Origin of the sequence: Pseudomonas sp. R4-35-07 (assembly GCF_003852235.1) — a bacterium.
Lineage (GTDB): Bacteria > Pseudomonadota > Gammaproteobacteria > Pseudomonadales > Pseudomonadaceae > Aquipseudomonas.
In genome coordinates this window covers 812,602-830,858 of record NZ_CP027732.1, presented here as the reverse complement: position 1 = coordinate 830,858, position 18,257 = coordinate 812,602, and the positions used below count along the sequence as shown (strand labels likewise).

Here is an 18,257-nt window from a genome sequence, read left to right as displayed (position 1 = left end):
TACCGAAAGGTAGGCCGTTTTTTTATGCCCGCTGTTTACCTTTCAGGCGGTGGAAGCCGGCGTCCTTATGCGCAGGTCCCCCAAGTCGATCGTCAGGTCATGGCCAGGCAGGCTGCTCAGCGTATCGTTCAAGTTCATCCGCAGCGGTTTATCCGCATTCACCCCGTACTCGAAGTCGACGTTGACCTGTTTTTGCGTATAGCTGACGGCCGCGCTGCTGGAAAAACTCAGATTCATCATGGCTGGCACCGACATGCCATGGGACTGGCTCGCGGTGTAGCTCATGCTCATGCTTTTGACTCGCAGGTGGTTCGGACCTCCCAGTGCCTGCTTGATCAGCGGCTCGGTATCTGCGCCCGCAAGCAGGCTGCGCTCGATGGTGCGTAGAGCCTCTGGCTTGAGTTCCATGCCAAGCCTCACTGAAGTCCCTTCACCCCACTGCAGTTGACCGATCACCTGGGCAAACTGCGGGTCATCCTTGAGCCACTGTTCGATGGCGGCCTTGTTGGCCGGCGCGACATCGTCCAACCAGTCATGCCGCCCGTTATCGCGTAACCCCACGCGCGTGACGGAAGACTCGACCGATGCCAACTGCTGCAGCCCCTTGTTCATCAAGTCTTGTTGGGTCATCAACGTGTCCAGCGACTGACTGATGGCGTAATAAGCGTCCGGCTTTGTCGCCAATGCCGGATGAGTGGAAAGAAACTGCTGCAACTTGGCCAGTTGTTCTTTTGGGGAGCCCTGCGCGCCCAACGGGTCAGCGGCGGCCAAGTCCCGTTTGAACTGGGGGGAATACAGTGACAGGCTGCTGTGAATCTCATCGACCTGAGATTGAGTCACTGGCTGCGGCGGCTTGAAAGAAAAGCTGAAGGCCTGTGACTGCCCACGGTCAAATTTCACCATGACCGATACGTCCGCCGAGGCCGCAACCACCGTCGCCGGCCCGCCGGCCCCGGCACTGCCCGCCAACGCCAGCGCACTGATCGGCACAAAGTTGGCCCCCACGCCGCCCTGCCTCAGCCACTGCGCGCTGCTTGCCTGGTCACGGCTGGTGCCCGTCGCAGAGCGCGTGGTGGTTTGGCTTTTATCCGTGTGCGCAAGGTTAAGGTTACCCATCACTCCAATCCCGGCGCGTATCACTGAGTCCAACTCGGCGATGTCTTCCTGCGGGCTGTACATCAAACGCAGTTGCGCGAGCCCATCCAGGTTAACGTCAGCACTGAGTTTCGAGCTTTCGCCAGCTGCGCCTTTTTCTCCCAGCGCCAATAAGTCGTGAAAGCCCCCGGACTGCCCCATCAATATCGACATCATCTTGCCGAAGTCCGACTCCTTCACATCGAAACTGATGTTCGATCCAGTGTTCTTCACAACGGCGGCCGTCAACTCACCGGCAACCCTCAGGCCGGGCCCCACTGCACCGCCCCCGCGCCCTAACGTCACCCCCGTGGCCACGGAGCCGGCCAGGCGCCGCATATCGTCGCGGCTGATCTGGACCCTGGCTCCCTTGTCGGTACGGGTGATACTCACACCATGCGTATGAGACTTGGAGGCTCCCAGAAAAAACTCTACGGCTGGCGCAGGTTTTATACCGGTCACCATCAGCCCCAGGCTTTCGCCCTGGGTTCGGCTGGGGTTAAGGGTTTGACCACTTTCCATCTGCTGCACTTGCTGTGTCATTGCCTGCGTAATGGACGCCTCGGCGGGCAACCCCAGCAGGCCCGAAAGGTGCCAATGCAAGGCAGACCCCGGCGTGCCAAGGTCCTTGGCCAATAGCTTGAAATTGTCATACAGGGATTCCGCCTGGCTATAACTGGCGACTTTCTGGCTGGCCAGTTTATGGACAGGGCTGTCATCAAACCCTTTCATCACAGTGCCCATGGACGCTTCGATTCTTTTCAAGGCACTGGGGCTGTGGCCAGTAGTGCTGTCGAGTTCCTGGGCCAGGTCGTTTAGTTGCTTGAGCGTATTGGCATGGTGAATAAGGTCGCCCTCGACGAGGGCCGAAGGGTGGTCGAGATCGCGTTTACGCTCAGGTTTCCACTTGGGCAGCGTCAATCCTTGACCTTCGAAGTTGGCCAGCAGGCCTGCCGTTGAAGGCTCCGATGAAGGCGCGACCCGTTTGAATGCCTCATGCAGTTGGTGCAGCGTCGACTCAGGGCTCGTCAGCGCTCGGCTCAGCGTGGGCCGTGGGTCAAACGCCAGCCCGTGTACGTCTCCTAACAGGCGGGCGCTTGACTGGCTGCTTTCTGTTACCTGCGTCAACGCCTGGCTGATCCGCATGGCCAATGCCTGGCGCGGCCCGGGCCCGCACAGGGCGGCGAGACGCGCATTCAGGTCAGGGGCAACCGGCTTGCTCTTGGAAAGCGATGCGAGCTGCTGGTGCAGTTGCTTATCGTCAGCGTAAACGTGCTCCAGCCCCCGGCGCCCGTTTACGTGATGTTGAATGGATTTGCCTTTCTCACTGATGGCTTCCAGAGGATGAAAGTGCGCATTGAGTCCCTGGAAAAACTTGCGCTGGAGCGGCACACCTTCACGGGTTTGCCCCACGACCGTGCTTGTGGCCGTCAGCGCGCCTCCTGCCATCGGCGTGCGTATCTGAGCGGCCGATAACGTATCGGCCAATGAGGGCCGCTGCACCGCCACTGCCAACGGCCCCCACGCCATTGCGCCCAAGGCCGCCTTATCGAGTCGATGGAACTGTTTATCCCATCCGCCAACCAGATGCTTATCAGCTCCCATCCGCAAGGAGTCCAGCGATTGGCCCTGCGGTAATTCAATCTGGGTCCAGCTTGGCGCGGCACCGTCGCGGCTCTGCCAGGCGTGGTGATCCGCCTTGAACAATTCGCCCGCCTGGGTGTGTGCATAAAGACTCGCTTCATGATCAAGCGCCAGGGTTTGTATGGCGAGCGCGGGGGAAAGCCGTAACGGGTTGACCACCCCATCCACGCAGGCTTGAAGCTGATGGTTTTTATCGACGGTTACAAAGTTGCGACCGTCAGCGATAGCGAATCCGGTGACAGGGCGCTGAGGATCGCCCGCCAGCACCTCGTCAAGTGACACTTGAGGACGCGGCTTGGGCAGTGCGCTCAATTCATGGCTGGCCCCTTCGAAAACAGGGTCACGCACCTTTTGCAGGGTCACCGCTTTGAGCTGCCCTTCCTGCAGTACATAGGCACGTCCGTCCAACCCTCGCTCCAGCTGTGTGACGCCCTGCAGCCCCGAGTGATCCCAACGTTGCGCAGCCGCGTCCCAGCTCAATAACGCGCCTGCGTCAAACGCAACCTTGCCGCGAGGGCCCAGGTCGACTGCGGTCGTCAACGCCTGCTGGCTGGGCAACGGCAGACCTTTCTCGATGCCCTTGACCCACACATCGCTCAGGTTCCACTGAGGGCGCAGCCCGCTTGCGTTATTCACGGGGACACTGTGCAGTTGCTGCCGGGCATCGCGAACCTGGGCATTGAGCTGCCCGGCATCATCATGGAAGAAACCTTCGACACGCACAGCGCCCTTTAGCGCCTGCTCCAATGATTCGAGCGATTGCGCAGCCATCGGCAACACGCCGTCCCGAGCCATGCGCACGTCCGCGCGCAGCAGTTCGCCGTCGACCGTGGCCCCATACAGCGTACTGCCGGCCAAACCGATTCGGGTAAGTTGCACAGGCGCGCCGGTCTCATCAACCGGGCGTACATCCGCCGCCCCGGCACCTTGAATCTGCACCACCGGCGCGCCCTGGACCTGACTCAATACAACCGAGCTGCGCCCTTGCGCACTGCTGTCCAGCGCCCCCTGGGGTGTTTTCGACAAATGCCCCTCACCGGTCAGCCCAATACGGCTGTAGGCCTGGTTGTCGGGGGCGGGCAACCACGACAGGGTGAGAGGTTCGAAGCGATACACGCGCTGTTCGTCCAGACGAAACTGCTTGCCGTCGACCGTCGTCTGTACACCGCTGACGCTTGCCAAATGCCCGCGACCAGGGCTGTCAAAAGACGAAACGCCCCCGTCGCCGCCGACAGGATCGGGCACGCTGCTTTTGAATACCGCCGCGACAGCGGGCGTAGACTGAATATGAAACAGGTAATCTCGCCCATCCCTGACACGCAAGGAGCCTGCGGCGCAGGCGCCATCGGCGACAAAGTGTTTGGTTGGCGCGTTGAGATGAAGAGCGATATCGCGTGCCACCCTGGTCGTGTCAGGTTCCAGCTGTCCGTCTTTTAGGCGGATATCAAACAGCATTGAGGCGGGGGTCAACGATTGATAGCGAGGTGACTGCTGGGTGGGCACCGCGGCCTTGTCGGGCGTGGAGGAGTAGTTGATAACACTGAGCTGCGCGTGGGGCAAATTGTCTAGTCTTCTGTGCATAACTGGCTCCAGAAATAGCTTAATACCAGTAACGCTGTGAGCGTTTACGTGGCTTTGGTTCCAGCGTCGCGAAATAAAACCAGGCCTCGACAAGCTCAGCCAGAAAAAGCAGCCCGCCCGCCCCTCCCCGTCTTTCGTGCGTTAAAGTCTGCCGACAGGAAGACCAGATCATTCTCAAGATGAACGGAGTTCAGCGCGTGCTTTTTATTTCCCGCCGTCAATTGGCAATAGTTGCCACCACCCTCGCCCTGGCCGGCTGCCACACCGCAATCAATGAACCACCGCCCGCCCCGGAGCTGGGTTCGGGCTATCGCACCGACCTCGCCCCCCGCCACGCCGAACGTCATATGGCCGCCGCCGCCAACCCGCTGGCCGCCCAAGCCGGGCGCGAGATGTTGCGCCAGGGCGGCTCGGCAATCGATGCGGCGATCGCCATGCAAGCGGTGCTGACGCTGGTGGAACCGCAGTCCTCCGGCATCGGCGGAGGCGCCTTTATCATGCTGTGGGACGGCGCAAACGTGCACGCCTATGATGGCCGTGAAACCGCCCCGGCCGGGGCGACAGAGCGGCTATTCCTGAACGCCGACGGTACGCCGATGGCGTTCACCGATGCGCAGATTGGCGGGCGCTCGGTGGGTACGCCAGGGGTATTGCGGGCACTGGAAATGGCGCACAAGCAGCACGGCCATCTGCAATGGGCCAAGCTGTTCGAACCGGCGATTCGGTTGTCCGAACAGGGTTTCGCGATTTCCCCGCGCTTGCACAGCTTGATCGCGGCCGACCGCTTTATCGCGCAATCGCCGGACATGGCCGCTTACTTTCTGAACGCCGATGGGTCGCCAAAAGCCACCGGCACGCTGTTGAAGAACCCGGCGCTGGCGAAGGTGTTCAAACGCATCGCCAAGGAAGGGCCGGATGCGCTGTATCACGGCCCGATAGCCGATGAGATCGCGCGCAAGGTGCAAGGCAATCGCAACGCTGGCAGCCTGACTCAGGCCGACCTTACGGGCTACGCCGCCAGGGAGCGCACACCGCTGTGTACCGACTACAAACACTGGAAGGTGTGTGGCATGCCGCCGCCATCGTCGGGTGGGATCGCCGTTGCGCAAATCCTCGGGACGTTGCAGGCGTTGGAGGCCCGCGATCCACGCCTGGCCATCGCGCCGATGACGCCGATCCGAAGCACCTCGCCCGCCGGGCTTGAGCCGACGCCCGAAGCCGTGCACCTGATCGCCGAAGCCGGGCGCCTGGCCTTCGCTGACCGTGCACTTTACGTGGCCGATGCGGACTTTACGCCGGTGCCGGCCGCAGGTCTCACCGCCCCTGATTACCTGGCCCGGCGCGCCGCACTGATCGGTGAACGCAGCATGGGCATGGCCAAGCCAGGCCAACCGGCGGGCATCCAGGTAGCCTACGCGCCAGACCGATCGCCGCTGCGCATCTCCACCTCACAAGTGGTGGCCGTGGATGACCAGGGCGGCGCCGTTTCGATGACCACCACAGTGGAAGCAGCGTTCGGCTCCCATGTGATGGTGCAGGGCTTTTTGCTCAATAACCAGATGACCGACTTCTCGTTCATTGCCGAGGAAAACGGCCAGCCCGTCGCCAACCGCGTGCAGCCCGGCAAGCGTCCGCGTTCGGCCATGGCACCGACGCTGGTGTTCGATCGTCAGAGCGGTGAATTGCTGGCCACGGTGGGTTCGCCGGGCGGCTCGCAGATCATCGAGTACGTGAGCAAATCACTGGTGGCCATGCTCGATTGGAAACTCGACCCGCAAGCTGCCATCAGCCTGCCCAATTTCGGTAGCCGCAACGGCGCCACCGAACTGGAAGCCGGGTTGTTCAGCCCGGGCGTGAAGCAGGCATTGAAGAGCAAGGGCCATGCGCTGAGCGAGATCGATATGACCAGCGGCGTCCAGGCGATCGTTCGCACACGGGATGCTCAGGGCAAGGTGTCACTCAGCGGCGGTGCAGACCCACGGCGCGAAGGCGAAGCACTGGGCGATTGACCCGCCCTGTGTGGCGCGGCGAGTTCAAAGCAAGGCTTCTTGCCAAGGCTCGCCAGCCTCTGCACGATCGTACAAGACCTCGGCAGACAAGGCATACAGACTGGGTTAACGTGTTTCCACCTCCTTTTGTGACAAGTCACCATGGGCAACCCTACCCACACCCTCGACTGGCTGCACCGCGCCCCGCACGCCAGCGGCCTGGACCGTATCGAGGCGTACTTTGCCGGCTTTGCGTTCGACCCTCATCGCCATGACACTTACGCCATCGGCCGCACGTTGTTCGGCGTGCAGAGTTTTCATTATCGCGGCGGCATGACCCATAGCTTGCCCGGCACCACCATGGTCATTCACCCCGATGAAGTCCATGACGGCCGCGCAGGCAGCGCGGAGGGCTTCAAGTACCGGATGATTTATGTGCAGCCGGCGCTGATCCAGCAGATCCTCGGCGGTAAGCCGTTGCCCTTCATACCCGGCGGTGTGTCCACCGACCCTCGGCTGCATCGCGCCAGCGAAGTGTTGCTGCAAAGCCTGGATTGCCCGATCGACGCGATGCAGGAGCAGGACGCGATGTTCGACCTGGCCCAAACGCTGAGCGACGCGTGCGGCGCAATCACCAGCCGCAAATCCTTTGACTACATCGCCGCCGAGCGCGCCCGGGAATTTATCCACAGCGCCCTGGGCCGCAGCATCACCCTGGATGAAATGGCCGAGCACGCCGAGCGCGACCGCTGGGCATTGTCGCGGGATTTCCGCCTGCTGTTCGGCACCAGCCCCTACCGCTACCTGACCATGCGTCGCTTGGACCTGGTGCGCCAATTGTTGGCCCAGGGCCTGCCACTGGTGGATGCGGCAATGACCGCCGGCTTCACCGACCAAAGCCACATGACTCGGCAGTTTCGCAGCGCCTACGGCATGCCGCCGTCGCGCTGGGTGAAGATGCTCGGGCGCTGATTGATCGTTCCCGCGCTCTGCGTGGGAATGCCTCCTGGGACGCTCCGCGTCCCGCCAGCGCACAGGTGACGCGGAGCGTCACGGGCTGCATTCCCACGCAGGAGCGTGGGAACGATCTTGACTTGGAATGCATTCAAAAATGTGGCGTTGTTGGCATTTGGTCATGGTTTGTAAAGGGCCAGCAAGCCGTGTCCCTTTAAATTGCAGGACGTTTCCGAGACAATCCCCGCCGCCTTGTGCCTGTTGGAATCGATGGCTAGTCTTCGGTCCGTCGCTGAATTTCAGTGATCGGGTTTAGCAGCCTGAGTTCAATAGGCACACGTTCACACTGCATTATGGCGGCTGTGCGTGGGGCACCTTCGGGTGCGCTGGTTTCCTATTGACCGGTCTGCTAACCCGCGTACAGCTGCCACCCTACGTTTAGCAGCGTTGGTGGTCGCTCCCTTGTTCAATAGGAGCCACACCATGACCAAAGCACTTCCCGATCCACCCATGGATTGCCTCGTCGTCAATGAAGAACTCAGCTTCGAAGATGCCCAACTTTATATTTCCCATCTGATCCATAGCGCATCGGCCACGGTGTGGGACTGTTGCGACCATCTGCAACCCCACGACCGAGCCAAGATCCACGCCGTGTGGCATTTGCTGGAGATCGCCAAACCGTTCTAAATCGCACCATCGACTGCATGCCACGAACCTGAAAACACTACAAAACCAATGTGGGAGGGGGCTTGCCCCCGATAGCGGTGTATCAGCGACAGATATGCTGCTGACACACTGCTATCGGGAGCAAGCCCCCTCCCACATTTGAGTGCTGTTGTATTCAAAACCGCGCACGGCGCTGGAGCGCGCTTTGAGGGACAAAACCTAATCAGTCAGTTCGTCAGTTGGTTGGCAAATTGCCCGACGGCACTCACCACTTTTTGCGCGCCATCCTGAATCTCCACGATCACCGTGCCCGCCTCCGCCGCCAGCGCCAGGCCTTGCTCGGCTTGCTGGCGGCCGCCTACCATCAAGGCTACTGCGTCGCGGGCCATGTCCTGGTTCTGACGCACGACGCCGACTATTTCTTCGGTGGCTTTGCTGGTCCGAGAAGCCAATTGCCGCACCTCATCGGCCACCACCGCAAAGCCACGTCCCTGCTCACCGGCCCGCGCAGCTTCAATGGCCGCGTTGAGCGCCAGCAGGTTGGTCTGTTCAGCGATGCCGCTGATGGTCTTGACGATGCTGCCGATCACTTGCGACTGGGCGTTCAACGCCTCGATACCTTCGCCGGCCCGCTGCATATGCTCGGCCAGGTCACGCATTACCTCCACCGCCTGGGTCACCACAGTGGTGCCGCGCTGGGCGCTGTCATCGGTTTGCCGGGAGGTGCTGTAGGCAATGTTGGCGGCCTCGGCCACCGCAAGCTCGCGGTTGACCTGGTCGGTGATCACCGTGGCGAACTTGACCACTTTGTACAGCCGCTCATTGGCGTCAACCACCGGGTTATAGGTGGCTTCCAACCACACCAGGCGGCCATGACTGTCCACGCGTTTGAAGCGCGCCGCGACGAACTCGCCGGCGTTCAGGCGCTTCCAGAATTGTTGATACTCAGGGCTGTTGTATTCCTGCGGTTCACAAAACATACGGTGATGTTTACCCTGGATCTGCGCCAGGCTGTAACCCATGGCGTTGAGGAAGCGGTCGTTGGCGGTGAGCACCTGCCCGTCCAGGTCGAACTCGATCAACGCAGTGGAGCGCATCAGCGCGGTGATCAGGTTTTCATGTTCACGCGAACTCTCGATGGTGCGCGTGAGGTCGCTGGAATACATCGCAAAATGCAGGAGGCGCCCGTCCGAACTGCGCACCGGCTGTAGGATCGAGCGTAGCCACGCCTCTTTGCCAGTGCCACGCATCAGGCGCACGGCACCCGCGAAATGTTCGCCACGCGCCAGCGCATGCTTGAAGCGCAACTGGAATTCGTTCTGGCGGATGTGGGCGGGCGTCAGGTCTTCGATCGGCCGCCCCACAATCTCGCCCAACGGGTAGGCCAGTTCCCTCAGGAAGTTGGCATTCGCCCACTCCACCCGCCCATCAGGACCGAGCGTCAGACACAGCATTTCGTTTTCCAGGCTCTCTTTGACCTGGAGCAAGCTCGACAATTCTTCGCGAAGAGCCGACAGCTCCTGCTTCAGGCGGGTATTGAACATGGGGCACCGATGGCAAGTGAGGTGGGTGTCTAACCTGCATCGGCGCAGCTGGCCTTTTCTGAAGAGGGCTTGCGGCATTGGCCGAACTATATTCCGCTCTTGATGATGGTCGGCACGTTGTTGCTCTGGCACTTTCTGACCTGAACCTCAGCCCGCCAAGGTGTGGCGCTTGCCGAACAGCGCCACGCTCCCCACCCCCACCGCCCCCATCACCACGCAATAGCCCACGCAAATCCACGGACTAGTGGGCATCAACGCAATCAACATCAGCGGCGTAGTGCTCGCCCACAGCGCATAGGCGATGTTGTAGGTGAAGGAAATTCCCGATACGCGCACATGCGCCGGAAACAGTCCGATCATCACCGACGGCACCGCGCCCACCACCCCGCAGCTCAAGCCGGCCACGGCATACGCCGCGCCCAGCCAGACGCCGCCGTTGATCAGGCTGGCATACAGGATAAACACCCCCACCGGCAGCAGCAGACTGTAGACCAGCACCGCGCGCCAGGCGCCAATGCGGTCGACCAGCAGGCCAGCCAGCACGCAGCCGATGTTGAGGAACACAATTCCCAACGCGCTCAAGGCGAAGGTGTGGCTGGGGCTCATGCCGAAGGTTTTCTGCATCATGGTCGGGGTGATGACAACCAGGACCACCACCGCCGACGTGAGCACACAGGTGAGGATCATCGCTGGCAGCAACACGGCGCGGTGGTCGCGCAATACGGTGCGCAGCGGCAGTTCGGCAGCGGCCTGGCGGCGGGCCTGCATTTCGAGGAATACCGGGGTTTCGCTGAGCCAGCGGCGCAGCCATACGCCAATCACGCCGAATACGCCGCCGAGCAGGAAGGGCAAGCGCCAGGCGTAGTCGAGTATCTCGGCCGGGGTAAAAACCTGTGCAAGCAGGGTGGCCGTGAGTGCGCCGAGCAAGTAGCCGAACGTCAGGCCGGCTTGCAGAAAACCAAGGGCATAACCGCGATGGCTGCGCGGGGCGTGTTCAGCGACGAAGGTCCAGGCGCTGGGCACTTCACCGCCCACCGCAGCGCCTTGCAACACGCGCAGCGCCAGCAGGATCAGCGGTGCGAAATAGCCGATTTGCGCGTAGGTCGGCATGATGCCGATCAGCAGGCAGGGCAAGGCCATCATCAGGATGCTCAGGCTGAACACGCGCTTGCGTCCCAGGTGATCGGCAAAGTGCGCCATCAGAATGCCACCCAACGGGCGCGCGAGATAGCCGGTGACGAAGATGCCAAAGCTCTGCAGCAGGCGTAGCCACTCGGGCATTTCCGGGGGGAAAAACAGTTGGCTGAGGGTCAGCGCGAAGAACACGAAGATAATGAAATCGTAGATTTCCAAGGCGCCACCGAGGGCGGCCAGGCCCAGGGTTTTGTAGTCGGAGCGGGAAAAACGCTGCGCCTGTGACGAAAAGGTGGCAGTCATGTACGGGCTCGGCAGACAAACAAAATGGCGTGCAGGTTATGAGTTGAACCGGATGATGGCAATCGCGACGGATATATTTGTTTTACTCATTGATCAATGAAGATAACTACATTCCCAAATCAATGACCTTGGAGGAACATGCCGAAAAACTGCCATCCCCATAATAAATACAAGAGGAAAGACTCGTGGCCGATGCTATCGAAGAAAGCCGCTATGCCCGATTTGCCTTGCGTTGCTCCAACTTCGCCGAGCGCTGGTTCCCCGACTCCTGGGTGTTCGCCGCCCTCGCCGTGATCATCGTTGCCGTGGCAACCCTGGGCATGGGTGCTGCGCCCAGCGAAGCCGCCAAAGCCTTTGGAGACGGGTTCTGGAGCCTGATCCCGTTCACCATGCAGATGGCCTTTGTGGTGATCGGTGGTTATGTGGTCGCCAGTTCGCCGCCTGCGGTAAAGCTGATTGACCGCCTGGCGCGCATCCCGAAGAACGGCCGTTCGGCGGTGGCCTGGGTCGCGTTGATTTCCATGGTGGCCTCCTTGCTCAACTGGGGCCTGTCCCTGGTGTTCGGCGGTCTGCTGGTACGTGCGCTGGCCCGTCGCACGGATTTGCGCATGGACTACCGCGCCGCTGGCGCTGCGGCCTACCTGGGCCTGGGTGCCGTGTGGGCGCTGGGGTTGTCGTCGTCGGCCGCGCAGTTGCAGGCCAACCCGGGAAGCTTGCCGCCGTCGATCCTGGCGATCACCGGGATGATCCCGTTTACCGAGACCATCTTCCTGTGGCAATCCGGCGTGCTGTTGCTGGCGCTGATCATCGTGTCGCTGATCATCGCCTACGCCACCGCGCCGGGCCCGAACAGTGCGCGGGATGCCAAGGCCTGCGGTGTCGACCCGGCATTCAACCTGCCCAAGCCGCAGGCGCCGACCCGACCCGGCGAATGGCTGGAGCACAGCCCGTTGCTGACTATTCTGCTGGCGCTGCTGGCGGCCGGTTGGCTGTTCCACGAGTTCTCGACCAAACCGGCGATCAGCGCCATCTCGGGGCTCAACACCTATAACTTCCTGTTCATCATGGTCGGCGCGCTCCTGCACTGGCGCCCGCGCAGCTTCCTCGATGCCGTGGCCCGCGCCGTGCCGACCACCACGGGCGTGCTGATCCAGTTCCCGCTGTACGGCTCGATTGCGGCGCTGATGACCGTGGTCAAGGGCGGCGACGGCCAGACCCTGGCGCACCATATCTCACTATTCTTCACCTCCATTGCGTCCCACGACACCTACGCGCTGCTGATGGGCGTGTACTCGGCGGTGCTGGGCTTCTTCATCCCCTCCGGCGGCGGCAAGTGGATCATCGAAGCGCCTTACGTGATGCAAGTGGCCAATGACCTGCAGTATCACCTGGGCTGGGCGGTGCAGATCTACAACGCGGCCGAAGCGTTGCCGAACTTGATCAACCCGTTCTATATGCTGCCGTTGCTTGGGGTATTGGGGTTGAAGGCGCGGGACCTGATCGGGTTTTCGTTCGTGCAATTGCTGGTGCACACGCCGCTGGTGTTGTTCCTGCTGTGGGCGTTGGGGACGACGTTGACGTATTTGCCGCCGGTGATGCCATAAAATAGCGACCGACGGTACCTGCTATTACATAGGTACGGTCATTCAGTGAGGGGAAGGCGCTCCAGCAAATCGGGCAATGCGCTTTGTATCGTGTCCCAAACGACATCGAAGTTGATATCGAAGTAACCGTGAGCAATTCGATTGCGCATCGCGCGCATATTGCGCCAGGGAATGTATGAATGTTCTGTAGCGAAGTCGGGGTGCCGGTCCATGATTTTCGTCGACGCCTCACCAATGATGATCAGGCTCATGACCACTGCTTGTTGCGTTCGCCTGTCCTCCAAGAACTCTTCTTTGCTTAACCCCTCAACAAAGGTAATCGCGTCAGTGCAAGCTTGCTTGATGTGTTCCAGATAATCCCCAAGGCGATTTTCCGTCATACCGGACGAGCCTCAGCCAACACCTTCGCGCGAAACTTCAAAGGCAAATCACCGGGGGTCAGCAGATCCACATTGACGCCCAGCAAGCTTTCAAGCTCTACCTGCAACCCACCGAGATCAAAAAGTGTCGTTCCCGGCGGCGCGTCGACCAGCAGGTCCAGGTCACTGCCTTCGTGATCGGTCCCCAGTAATACAGACCCAAACACTCTCGGATTTGATATACGAAAACGCCCGACCACTTCTCTAACAGCGGCTCTTTGTAGATCAAGTGCAATTGATGGTTTCACGGTTCACCTCGGCGGCCTGTGTCAGGAAGCCAGTCTAGCAGCGCTTATGCGGTGTAGACACGGCCCACTCATCATAGGTCTGTCTTTGTTCCGTCACATTCCATTGCTACCGTCCTGCGAAACATCTTGCAACATCTCGCCAAGGACTCCCGCGCAATGAGTGACGAGCACGTAGACCGCCCTTCCACGGATTCCGTCGGCCAACCGCCGGTCGACAGCAGTCGCCGGCGCTTCCTGGGGGGCGCTGCGGTACTGGGCGTGGGCGCGACCCTGAGTGCGTGCGGCAATACCGGCGAAGCACCGGGAAAACCGATGCCGCGCCCACTCACCTCGCAGGAGCTGGATAAAGCCTTACGCGACAATGTGAAAACCGTCGTGGTGATCTACGCCGAGAACCGCAGCTTCAACAATCTGTTTGCAGACTTCCCCGGGCTGGAGAAACCTCTCTCGGCGCTTTCAGCGGCTGACGTTCAACAACGCGACCGCGATGGCAGCGTATTGACCACCCTTCCCCCGACTTGGGGCGGCGTGTTGCAGGTGAGCCCGCAAAGCGTGGATGGCGTGACCTACCCGAGCGCCGTGCAATTCCAGGAGAACCTGCCCAACGCCCCGTTCGCCCTCAAGGGTCCGGATGCGCAGGACTTGCCGCTGAGCCTGGTGACCCGCGACCTGTGGCATGTGTTCTACCAGAACCAGATGCAGATCAACAGCGGCAAGAATGACGGCTTCGTTGCCTGGGGCGATTCCGGTGGCCTGGTGATGGGCCATTACGCCCAGAGCCGCTATTCCCTGCGCCTGTGGGACGTGGCCAAGGAGTTTGTGCTGTGCGATAACTTTTTCCAGGGTGCGTTTGGTGGCTCGTTCCTCAACCATCAGTACCTGATCAGCGCCACGGCACCGATCTATCCGAATGCCGCGCAATCGGTGGCCAAGGCGCAGATCGCCACGCTGCAAAGCGACGACCCTACAGACACGCGCCTCAAACCCTTGGACACATCGCCGGCCAGCGCCATGACTGGCCCGCCGCAGTTCGGCCCCAGCGCCTTGACGCCGGACGGGTACGCCGTCAACACGCTGGCTCCGCCCTACTGGCCGACCTGGATCCGCGACCCGCAGAACCCGGACTACGCCAAACCGGACCTGCCCAATGTGCTGGTGCCGCAAACCCATGAACACATTGGCGACAAGCTCTCGAAAAAGAACATCGACTGGGCCTGGTACGCTGGCGCCTGGCAAGCCACCCTGGAGCAATTCAAGGACTCGGGCGGTATCCCCAAGATTCCGAACTTCCAGTACCACCATCAGCCATTCAATTACTTCAAGCAGCAGGGCCCCGAGAACCGTGCCGAGCGCGACAAACGCCTGCGCGACGGCGGGTTGGGCGATGAGTCGAGCACCAACAGGTTCTTCGCCGACGCCCAAGCGGGCAAGCTGCCCGCCGTGACCTTCTACAAGCCCCAGGGCAACCTGAACATGCACGCCGGCTATGCCGATGTGGCCTCGGGCGACCGCCATATCGTCCGCGCCTTGAAGCTGCTGCAGGAAAGCCCGCAGTGGAACAACATGGTGGTGGTGGTGACCGTCGATGAAAACGGCGGCTGGTGGGACCACGTGGCACCGCCCAAGGGCGACCGCTGGGGCCCGGGCACACGGGTTCCGGCCCTGGTGGTGTCGCCGTTCGCACGCAAAGGCACGGTTGACCACACGCTCTACGACACCGCGTCGATCCTGCGCTTGATCACCCGCGTGTTTCAGCTGGAGACCCTGGACGGCCTCAAGCAAAGGGATGCCGCGATGATCGCGCGCGGCCAGAAACCCATGGGGGATTTGAGCAATGCCTTGCAGTTCAGCGTGTAGGTTCACTTATCCAATCGCGACACATGTGGCGATTTAGCACGCGGTTTTCCCGGTCAGCCGCTACTGTGTGAGGGTGGGCTTTCATCCCGCGCAGACGGGCTTTCGCTGACAAGGAACCAATTATGTTCAAACCGACCAGGCTGTGCTTGACCCTGGCTGCGCTGCTGGCCAGTGCGGTCGTACAGGCCGACATCGAAGTGCCGTTGGGCAGTACACAGCGTGTCACCCAGTTGTTCGCGTTTCCCAATAACTGCAACGTGATCTGTTTTCGGTCCTGGACGCTGGAGCAGACCGCCGAGCATTATTTGAACCAGAGCCTGCAACGTGACGGCTACAGCCGCGCCAAGGTCAGCGTCAAGGTGCATGACGGCCAGGTCGCGGCAACCTTCAGCGGCGTGCCGGACGGTTACGGCCAGCCCCTGACCACGCTGCTCGATACCGCAGACCTGGCTTACCAAGGTGCCAGCCAGCTCAACAGAGACGGCAAGTGGGCCTATAACTGGTACTTGTTCCTGCCGCTGGGCATGGCCCTGGAAAACCGCAAAAGCATCGAGCTGCTGCACTTTCCGCCAGATTATTCGCTGACCCAGGCCCAGGATTACCTGGAATCGGCTACCACCGACCGCTGGGCGACCTTGCTCACCAGCAATGGCATTCCTGCCAGCGAAACCCCGGCCTACCAGACCATCATCGATATCGCCCCCATCGCCGCGCCGTCCAACGCGGGTAAAGACCTGGAAGCCGTCTACGGCTACTTCACCGACTACCAGACCCGCATGGTCAAGGAGCTGAGCCTGCGCCCCAGCGATTCGCTGCCGATGGTGGCCTTCGGCGCGCCGGTGCGCAGTTGGATCAAGCAACAATACGGGCAAACGGTGGCGGTGCTGGGCCTGGCGCAGATCAACCCGGAGCCGGGCAGACCGGTCTCGGTGCTCGGCGCCAACCACCCAAGCTACATCTGGTACGCCGCCAGCCCGGACACGTATGACGGCAATGAGCAGAAGGCCGATGAGGCCGGCTTGAAAGTGATGGGCCAAGACCTGAGCGCAGCCTGCTGGCAAGCCGGCATGGGCCAGAAACCCGCCAGCGACGCGAATGTATTGCTCAAGGCGTGCATGAACACCTGGCAGGTCACGCGCAAGGAGCAGACCTGCGAACTGTTCTACACCTCGGTGCGCAACCTGACCCCGGAGCAGGCCAACGCCAAATGCGCCACGCCCGCTATCAAAGACCAGCTGAAGCAGCTGCGCAATGCAGCCCCTGCCCCAACCCTCGCACCGCCCGCGCTGTGAGGAGCACCCAGGATTTCTACTGTCAGATTTGACAGTAGAAATCGGCTCTGACTTCGGCGAGTCTTGAGCAGCGCCCATTTGCTGCAAGACTGGCCGTCGATCCACCCCCGCAGGTCCATGCAGCGCTCCCAGGAGAGTCATGAAAACCCGAGCCATGGATAAGGCCAAAGCGGCTGTGACCGAATGCTTTTACCCATTCAAGACGCTGCTCGTCGATCAGGGTTACCCCTCGACCGGTCACTTCCAGATCGTGCAAGGCACGGGTGGGAGGACAACCGGAATAAAGGCCCGCGTCTCGTTCGACAGTCGCACGCGCATCGCCAGGATTTCCGGCTACGCCGTCATCGAACAACGCCCGCATACGCTGCAGCTATCGCCACGCATACACTTGTACGACGCCTGGTTCTGCGGCCTGTTGCAGCATTCCTGCAACCCGAACGTGTTCCTCGACACCACTTACCTGGAACTCTGGACCGTCCAGCCCATCGCCGTCGACACCCGGTTGACCCTCGACTATGCCACCACCGAAGACACGCTGTTCCGGCAGTTCGCCTGCCATTGCGGCGAGCTGAACTGCCGGGGTTGGATCACCGGCAGCAAGGAGCCGTTGAATGCCGAAGGCCAGGCCTTCATGGCCCGGTGGCGCGAGCGTAAACGGACTTAGACTTCGCCCAACGGCCGCAGACGGTACTGCGGCGGCAATTGCTCGAAGCCACTGATGGTGGTGTTCAAGCTCTTCCAGCGGCCGTCCTTGATGCCATAGATACAGCCATGGATCGACAGGCTTTGCCCGCGGTGCCAGGCGTTTTGCACTATGCTGGTATGGCCGACGTTGGCCACTTGCTGAATCACGTTCAACTCGCACATGCGGTCGACGCGCTCTTCTTCGGTGGGCAACTGGGCCAACACGTCGCGGTTTTCGTAGTAGAGATCACGAATGGTGCGCAGCCAGCCGTCGATCAGGCCGAACTGACGGTCCTGCATCGCGGCGCGCACACCGCCGCAGCCATAGTGGCCGGTGACGAGGATATGTTTGACCTTGAGCACATCGACCGCGTACTGGATCACCGACAGGCAATTGAGGTCGGTGTGCAGCACCACGTTGGCCACGTTGCGGTGCACGAACAGATCACCGGGCAACATGCCGACGATCTCGTTGGCTGGTACACGCGCATCGGAGCAGCCGATCCACAGGTATTCCGGAGTTTGCTGGCGGGCGAGCTTGGCGAAGAATTCGGGATCTTCCTGTTTGATCGCATCCGCCCAGCGTTCGTTGTTGTCTAGCAGGTCTTGTAGTTCGTTCATCAGGGAAAGCCTCAGGAATGATGCGCAGTTTTGTGACTGACAAGCCTTCGTCCAGGTCACGCCTTGCGCAAATTAGCTTGAATCTTTGCGGCGCAAAGCCTGTCCACACACTATAAGCCCCACAGTATGAGGATTGGCCATGACTGAATCACGACGTCCCTACGGCGCTACGCAGCCCGAACCCATTGATGATAACGAAGACCGCATGGGTTCGATGCGCGAGCTGGATTTTGATGAAGAAGACCAGACAGCGGAAATCGGCGACGAAATACCCCGCGGCGAACGTGAGCACCTGATGCCCGACGAACGGGTACGCGAAGCCGGGCTGACCGGTGCTTCGACGGATGACCATGAGTCGACCGATGATGACATGAGCCCGGAAACGCTGATCCATGAGGACGGCGCGCGGGATGCACGGGAGGAAGGTGAAGATAGCGCGGCGGATTATGACCTGAGCATCGTCGATGAAGATGAGATTAGCGGTGGGAACGGGTTGGATGAGGCCGAACTGGCCGATCTGGATCCGCTCAACGGCAAACGCTGACGACGCAGTTCAAAATGTGGGAGGGGGCAAGCCCCCTCCC

13 protein-coding genes and 1 pseudogene are annotated in these 18,257 nt (G+C 61.1%); 8 read left to right on the top strand and 6 right to left on the bottom strand.

Features of this window, described 5'->3' with window-relative positions:
- Window positions 1-42: 42 nt before the first annotated feature.
- On the bottom strand, window positions 43-4,359 hold the full coding sequence (locus C4J89_RS03550) for an AvrE-family type 3 secretion system effector (protein ID WP_124413779.1): 4,317 nt from the start codon (window positions 4,357-4,359) through the stop codon (window positions 43-45).
- Between the two features lie 197 nt (window positions 4,360-4,556).
- On the opposite strand from C4J89_RS03550, the gene ggt reads away from it, so the two are divergent.
- From ggt to C4J89_RS03535, 3 genes and pseudogenes are all read left to right on the top strand, one after another.
- Window positions 4,557-6,368, top strand: a complete 1,812-nt coding sequence (gene ggt, locus C4J89_RS03545) for a gamma-glutamyltransferase (RefSeq protein ID WP_372238968.1) — start codon at window positions 4,557-4,559, stop codon at window positions 6,366-6,368.
- A gap of 141 nt (window positions 6,369-6,509) precedes the next feature.
- On the top strand, window positions 6,510-7,319 hold the full coding sequence (locus C4J89_RS03540; RefSeq protein WP_124361169.1) for an AraC family transcriptional regulator: 810 nt from the start codon (window positions 6,510-6,512) through the stop codon (window positions 7,317-7,319).
- 465 nt (window positions 7,320-7,784) lie between these two features.
- Window positions 7,785-8,020, top strand: a pseudogene (locus C4J89_RS03535) (hypothetical protein).
- A gap of 174 nt (window positions 8,021-8,194) precedes the next feature.
- Here the strand turns inward: C4J89_RS03535 and C4J89_RS03530 are convergent.
- Window positions 8,195-9,511 carry a PAS domain-containing methyl-accepting chemotaxis protein gene (locus tag C4J89_RS03530; RefSeq protein ID WP_124361167.1) on the bottom strand — a complete coding sequence of 439 codons (1,317 nt, stop codon included), beginning with the start codon at window positions 9,509-9,511 and terminating at the stop codon, window positions 8,195-8,197.
- 147 nt (window positions 9,512-9,658) lie between these two features.
- Window positions 9,659-10,948, bottom strand: a complete 1,290-nt coding sequence (locus C4J89_RS03525; RefSeq protein WP_124413777.1) for an MFS transporter — start codon at window positions 10,946-10,948, stop codon at window positions 9,659-9,661.
- Between the two features lie 185 nt (window positions 10,949-11,133).
- Here C4J89_RS03525 and C4J89_RS03520 point away from each other — a divergent pair, with 185 nt between their 5' ends.
- Complete coding sequence (locus C4J89_RS03520) at window positions 11,134-12,552, top strand: short-chain fatty acid transporter (protein ID WP_124365724.1); 1,419 nt, start codon at window positions 11,134-11,136, stop codon at window positions 12,550-12,552.
- 38 nt (window positions 12,553-12,590) lie between these two features.
- Here C4J89_RS03520 and C4J89_RS03515 read toward each other — a convergent pair whose 3' ends face one another.
- Together C4J89_RS03515 and C4J89_RS03510 are read right to left on the bottom strand one after the other, a co-directional pair.
- Window positions 12,591-12,932, bottom strand: a complete 342-nt coding sequence (locus C4J89_RS03515; RefSeq protein ID WP_124413776.1) for a DUF86 domain-containing protein — start codon at window positions 12,930-12,932, stop codon at window positions 12,591-12,593.
- Window positions 12,929-13,219 carry a nucleotidyltransferase family protein gene (locus C4J89_RS03510; RefSeq protein ID WP_124361163.1) on the bottom strand — a complete coding sequence of 97 codons (291 nt, stop codon included), beginning with the start codon at window positions 13,217-13,219 and terminating at the stop codon, window positions 12,929-12,931. Before C4J89_RS03510 ends, C4J89_RS03515 begins: the two co-directional genes overlap by 4 nt.
- Before the next feature lie 156 nt (window positions 13,220-13,375).
- Between C4J89_RS03510 and acpA the strand changes: the two genes are divergently transcribed.
- From acpA to C4J89_RS03495, 3 genes are all read left to right on the top strand, one after another.
- Window positions 13,376-15,076 (top strand): acid phosphatase, encoded by a 1,701-nt coding sequence (acpA, locus tag C4J89_RS03505; protein ID WP_124413775.1) that lies wholly within the window; start codon window positions 13,376-13,378, stop codon window positions 15,074-15,076.
- 122 nt (window positions 15,077-15,198) lie between these two features.
- A complete protein-coding gene (locus C4J89_RS03500; protein ID WP_124413774.1) occupies window positions 15,199-16,368 on the top strand; it encodes a hypothetical protein in 1,170 nt (389 codons plus the stop codon).
- 139 nt (window positions 16,369-16,507) lie between these two features.
- Complete coding sequence (locus C4J89_RS03495; protein WP_124413773.1) at window positions 16,508-17,032, top strand: SET domain-containing protein-lysine N-methyltransferase; 525 nt, start codon at window positions 16,508-16,510, stop codon at window positions 17,030-17,032.
- Here the strand turns inward: C4J89_RS03495 and can are convergent.
- Window positions 17,029-17,673, bottom strand: coding sequence for a carbonate dehydratase (can, locus tag C4J89_RS03490; protein ID WP_124361159.1), 645 nt, complete (start codon window positions 17,671-17,673; stop codon window positions 17,029-17,031). The two genes, C4J89_RS03495 and can, sit on opposite strands and share 4 nt — an antisense overlap.
- A 139-nt stretch (window positions 17,674-17,812) precedes the next feature.
- Here can and C4J89_RS03485 point away from each other — a divergent pair, with 139 nt between their 5' ends.
- Window positions 17,813-18,217, top strand: a complete 405-nt coding sequence (locus C4J89_RS03485; RefSeq protein ID WP_124413772.1) for a serine kinase/phosphatase — start codon at window positions 17,813-17,815, stop codon at window positions 18,215-18,217.
- Window positions 18,218-18,257: the final 40 nt, after the last annotated feature.